Source organism: Kitasatospora nipponensis (assembly GCF_039528135.1).
In the GTDB taxonomy this organism is placed as follows: Bacteria; Actinomycetota; Actinomycetes; order Streptomycetales; family Streptomycetaceae; genus Kitasatospora; species Kitasatospora nipponensis.
In genome coordinates this window covers 1-4,905 of sequence record NZ_BAAALF010000115.1, presented here as the reverse complement: position 1 = coordinate 4,905, position 4,905 = coordinate 1, and the positions used below count along the sequence as shown (strand labels likewise).

The 4,905-nt window shown below is 75.5% G+C and carries 6 protein-coding genes; 3 read left to right on the top strand and 3 right to left on the bottom strand.

Features of this window, described 5'->3' with window-relative positions:
* Nucleotides 1–291 precede the first annotated feature (291 nt).
* On the bottom strand, nucleotides 292–513 hold the full coding sequence (locus tag ABD323_RS26455; RefSeq protein WP_344444470.1) for a DUF2277 domain-containing protein: 222 nt from the start codon (nucleotides 511–513) through the stop codon (nucleotides 292–294).
* Nucleotides 514–617: 104 nt separating this feature from the next.
* Here ABD323_RS26455 and ABD323_RS26450 point away from each other — a divergent pair, with 104 nt between their 5' ends.
* A complete protein-coding gene (locus ABD323_RS26450; protein WP_344444469.1) occupies nucleotides 618–1,763 on the top strand; it encodes an aminotransferase class I/II-fold pyridoxal phosphate-dependent enzyme in 1,146 nt (381 codons plus the stop codon).
* 25 nt (nucleotides 1,764–1,788) lie between these two features.
* Here ABD323_RS26450 and argJ read toward each other — a convergent pair whose 3' ends face one another.
* Nucleotides 1,789–2,946, bottom strand: coding sequence for a bifunctional glutamate N-acetyltransferase/amino-acid acetyltransferase ArgJ (gene argJ / locus ABD323_RS26445; protein ID WP_344444468.1), 1,158 nt, complete (start codon nucleotides 2,944–2,946; stop codon nucleotides 1,789–1,791).
* A 162-nt stretch (nucleotides 2,947–3,108) separates the two neighbouring features.
* Between argJ and ABD323_RS26440 the strand changes: the two genes are divergently transcribed.
* Both ABD323_RS26440 and ABD323_RS26435 read left to right on the top strand, forming a co-directional pair.
* A complete protein-coding gene (locus ABD323_RS26440; protein ID WP_344444467.1) occupies nucleotides 3,109–3,759 on the top strand; it encodes an NAD(P)-dependent oxidoreductase in 651 nt (216 codons plus the stop codon).
* A gap of 83 nt (nucleotides 3,760–3,842) precedes the next feature.
* On the top strand, nucleotides 3,843–4,403 hold the full coding sequence (locus ABD323_RS26435) for a MarR family winged helix-turn-helix transcriptional regulator (RefSeq protein WP_344444466.1): 561 nt from the start codon (nucleotides 3,843–3,845) through the stop codon (nucleotides 4,401–4,403).
* A gap of 27 nt (nucleotides 4,404–4,430) precedes the next feature.
* Here the strand turns inward: ABD323_RS26435 and ABD323_RS26430 are convergent.
* A partial coding sequence (locus tag ABD323_RS26430; RefSeq protein WP_344444465.1) for a hypothetical protein occupies nucleotides 4,431–4,905 on the bottom strand: 475 nt, incomplete at its 5' end.

Sequence of the window (4,905 nt, the reverse complement as noted above, 5' to 3'; positions counted from 1 at the left end):
CCCCCCCCCCCCCCCGGCCCCCCCCCGCCCCCCCGCCGCCGCCGCGCCCGGGCGACGCCCAGCCGCCGGCCGTCGGAGACCTGGTCAAGGGCGCGCCGCCGGTCCTGGACGTGCAGGCCGGCGCGCCGGTCGCCGCCGCTGCCGCCGCGGCCCCGGCCCGGCCCGGGTGCCGTGGTGGGCACCCGCCCCCGCGGGGCCCGCCGCTGATCCACCGCCACGCCCGCGGCACCGGCCCACCGGCCGGCGCCGCGGGCGTTCGCGTTCCCGCCCGCGCGGGTCCGGCGCCGCCCCTCAGGCGGGCCGGACGGCGCCGCGCACCTCCAGGCCGGCCAGCAGCTCGGCAGTGGCCTGCGCGACGGCGGCCACCGCCTGCTCGAAGACCTGGCTGTTGTGCGCGGCCGGGGCCCGGAAGCCCGAGACCTTGCGGACGTACTGGAGGGCGGCGGCGTGGATGTCCTCCGCCGTGACGTCGGGCGTCATCGGCGGACGGAGCGTCTTGATGCTTCGGCACATGCCCCCAGTCTGCCCCTCTTTCCCCGCCGGTCCCAGCGATCCTGCTGGACAGGTGCGGGCCGGCGCGCATAGCGTCCGGACATGGCGAACCACCAGCAGGCCGCGTGACCAGGCTGCCCGACTTCCGGCTCGAAACGTACTTCTCGCGCTGGGAGTTCACCGCCCGCCACCACCTCACCGCCTCCGACGCGCAGGCCCTGACGATGGCCGAACTGCTCGCACTGGCCGACGACGGGGACCGCCTCGCCTGGGAGTCCCTGACCCTCGGCTACACCGAGACCCACGGCGACCCGGCACTGCGCCGGGCCATCGCGGACAGCTACCGACTGGCCGGCCCCGAGGACGTGATCTGCTTCGCGGGCGCCGAGGAGGCGCTCTACCTGGCCATGCAGGTGCTGCTCGGCCCGCAGGACCACGCCGTGGTGGTCACCCCGAACTACCAGGCCGCCGAGACCGTCCCGCTCGCGCTCTGCGCGGTGACCGGCGTCGCCCTCGACCCGGCCCGCGACTGGGCGCTGGACCTGGACGAGCTCATCGCGGCGCTGCGTCCCACCACCCGGCTGGTCTCCGTCAACTTCCCCAACAACCCCACCGGCAAGGTGATCCCGGTGGAGCAGTTCCGGGAGCTGGCGCGGATCTGCGACGAGCGGGGCATCCACCTGTTCAGCGACGAGGTCTACCGGGGTCTGGAGCGCGACCCGGCGACCACCCTGCCGCAGGCCGCCGACCTCTCCGAGCGGGCCCTGTCGCTGAACGTCACCTCGAAGGCACTGGGCCTGCCCGGGCTGCGGATCGGCTGGATCGCCTGCCGCGACCCGGCGCTGCGCACCGCCCTGGAACGCGCCAAGCACTACACCACGATCTGCAACGCCGCCCCCAGCGAGGTACTGGCCCGGATCGCGCTGAAGAACCGGTCGGCGCTGGTGGCGCGCAGCCGCGCGATCATCGCCGCGAACCTGCCGCAGTTCGACGCCTTCTTCGCCGCCTTCCCCGACCTGTTCAGCTGGTCCGCCCCGGACGGCGGCTGCGTGGCCTACCCGCGCTACCTGGGGGCGGACGGCGTCGAGGCGTTCTGCGCGGACCTGGTGGCGCAGGCCGGCGTCCTGCTGCTGCCCGCCTCGATCTACCGCTCGGAGCTGACCCCCACCCCCACCGACCGGTTCCGGATCGGCGTGGGCCGCCGCGACCCCGGCCCCGCCCTGGACGCCTTCACCACCTGGCTCACCACCAACCGCCCCGCCCCGCGCTGAGCGGTCCCCCTGGTGGCATCCGGGGTCAGCTCGTGTAGCCGGCGTTCAGCTCGACGTAGCCGGGGGTGAGGTCGCAGCCGTAGACGGTGAACTCCGCGTCCGCGAGGCCGAGATCGACCGCGATGACCACCTCGGGGCCGGACAGGTACTCCCGGGCGGCGGCCAGCCGGTGGTCGTCCGGCTCGCCGGGGAACATCGCCCACGGGCCGTAGTGGATCGAGATGGCGGCCGGGTCGAGGTCGGTGTCGTCGTGGAGCTTGCCGATCGCCATCGCCACCCGGCCCCAGTTCGGGTCGGCGCCGTGGACCGAGGTCTTCACCAGCGGGGAGTTGACCACCGCCTTGCCCACCCGCTTGGCCTGCGCGGTGTCCCGGGCGCCGGTCACCCGCACCTCGATCAGCTTGGAGGCGCCCTCCCCGTCCGAGGCGACGTCCCGCACCAGGGCCAGCGCGGCCTGGTGCAGCACCCGCTCGAAGGCCGCCGGATCCACCGGGCCGGCCTGGCCGTTGGCGAAGACGGCGGCGGTGTCGCTGGTGGAGGTGTCGCTGTCGATGCTGAGCGCGTTGAAGGTCCGGTCCATCACCCGGCGGAAGACCGCGTCCAGCTCGGCCGCCGGCAGCTCGGCGTCGGTGAAGAAGAAGGTCAGCAGGGTGGCCATGTTCGGCTCGATCATGCCGACCCCCTTGGCGATCCCGACCACCACCGCGTCCCCGCAGCGCAGGTGGACCGACTTGGCGCGGGTGTCGGTGGTCATGATGGCCGCGGCGGCCGCCCCGAAGTCGGCCGCCGCGGGCGGCACGGGGATCCGATCGATCCCCGCCCGGATCGACTCGATCGGGTAGCGGCGGCCGATCACGCCGGTGGAGCCGATCACCAGCTGTTCGGGCGCCACCCCGACCCTGGCCGCCACCAGCCGGCGGATCTCCTCGGCGTGCCGGGCGCCCTGCGCGCCGGTCGCCACGTTGGCGTTGCGGGAGATCACCACCATCCCCCGGGCGTCCTGGCGGGCCGCGTCACCCCGGCTGAGCAGCACGCTCGGGCCGGCGAAACGGGACCGGGTGAAGACGGCGGCCGAGACGGCCGGGCCGTCGCTCACCACCACGGCGAAGTCGTCGGCCTGGTCCTTGAGACCCATGTTCGCCGTGTGGGAGAGGAATCCCCGCGGCATCGGCTGGTCGGTCATGGCATCGCCCCCGCCTGCATAGTCATACCAGGGTGCGCATACCGTACCAGTCTCGAGGGAATGCGTCGGAGAAATCAAGGCCGGAGGGAAATATCTGACTACGCAGCTACTGTTGACTCAGACGACAGCAGAGCCCGACCCCGCCACCCGGAGGAGAACCCCATGTCCAAGATCGCCGTCCTCGGCGCCACCGGCACCATCGGCAGCCGCGTCGTCCGCGAGGCCCTGGACCGCGGCCACCAGGTCACCGCCGTGGTCCGCGACCCCGCCAAGGTCTCCCAGAGCCACCCGAACCTCACCGTGACCACCGGCGACGCCCTCGACCCGGCCTCGGTGGCCGCCGCGGCCGCCGGGCAGGACGTCCTGGTCAGCGCCGTCGGCGGCGGCGACGGCCCGGGTCACCGCAGCACCATCGAGCCCTCCGCCCGGGCCCTGGTGGCCGCGCTGCGCACGCTCGGCGCCGACGCGCCGCGACTGCTCGCGGTCGGCGGTGCCGGCTCGCTGCGCACCGCGGACGGCCGGCAGGTGTGGGACGCCCCGGGCCTGCCCGAGTGGCTGCTGCAGATCATGCACGCGCACGGTGACGCGCTGAACTACTACCGCACCGTCACCGACGTGCGCTGGACCAACCTCAGCCCGGCCGGCCTGATCGAGCCGGGCGAGCGGACCGGCGGCTACCGCACCGCCCTGGAGGACCTGGTCGTCGCCGCGGACGGCACCAGCCGGATCACGGCCGAGGACTACGCGCTCGCCCTGATCGACGAGGTCGAGCAGCCGCAGCACGACGGCCGGCGCTTCACCGTCGGCTACTGAGGCCCCGGGCTGCGACGATGGTCCCCCGGGCCTGGGCCGGACCACCGCGGGAGCGGCGGGGGACGACGGAGGAGACGCGCAGCATGCAGGACCCGCAGGCGACCCCGCGGAGCGCCGGACCGACGCCGGCGCCCGCGCCCGCGAACGCCGCCCAGGTGGTGGCCGACCAGCGGATCCGGGCGGTCGGCGTGCTGCTCAACACCTCCGCCCTGGTGGAGCGGGTGCTCGGCAGCGCCATCCAGCGTGAGGCGGGCATCAGCCACTCGATGTTCGAAGTCCTGCTGATCCTCGCCGCCGACGCCGCCGACGCCGAAGCGGCCGACCCGGCGGCCCCGGCCGGCACCCCGATGCGCCGGCTCTCCGGCGGCCTGGTGCTGACCAGCGGCGGCGCGACCCGGCTGATCGACCGCATGGTCGAGGCCGGCCTGGTGACCCGGACCCCCTCGGAGAGCGACCGCCGCGTCCAACTGGTCCGGATGACCGGGCTCGGCGAGTCGACCCTGGTGACCGCGGCCGCCGCGCACATCAGGGAGGCGGACCGGCTGGTCGGCGCCGCCCTCTCCCCCACCGAGGCGAGCGGCCTGACCACCGCCCTCGACCGCCTGGGCCACCAGGCCCGGGCCGCCCTGCCGCCCCTGGGCTGACCGACCCTCACCCTCCCCCGTCAGGACCTAGATCCCGCCGCGCAGGCGGCCGGACCAGTGCGGCTCCACCGCCGCCCAGCCGCTGTCCCAGAGCACGTCGGCCCGGCGGGCCAGGGTCCGTCGGCGCAGGCCGTACCCGGCGAGCACCGCGCCCGACGGCAGGACCGCCACCGCGGTGCCGGTCGCCACGGCCAGCACCGTCAGCTCCTTGCGGCCGGCCGGCGGGTCGGCCAGGTCGCCGGAGGCGGTCACCCAGATCGCCACCTGGTCGCCGGGGGCGGCGGCCCTCGGCAGGTCCAGCCGACCGGTGACCGGGTGGCCGGCCGGGTAGGTCCAGCGGATGGTCACCCGGTCGCCGGCCGCGAACCGGGCGGCCGGCAGCGGCGCACCGGGCTTGCCGGGGCCGACCACCACGGCCTCGGTCGGCCGGACGGCGGCGGCCTGCCGGGCGGCCCGGGCCGGCGCGCCGACCACGCCCTGCCAGGTCACCAGCCCACCGGCG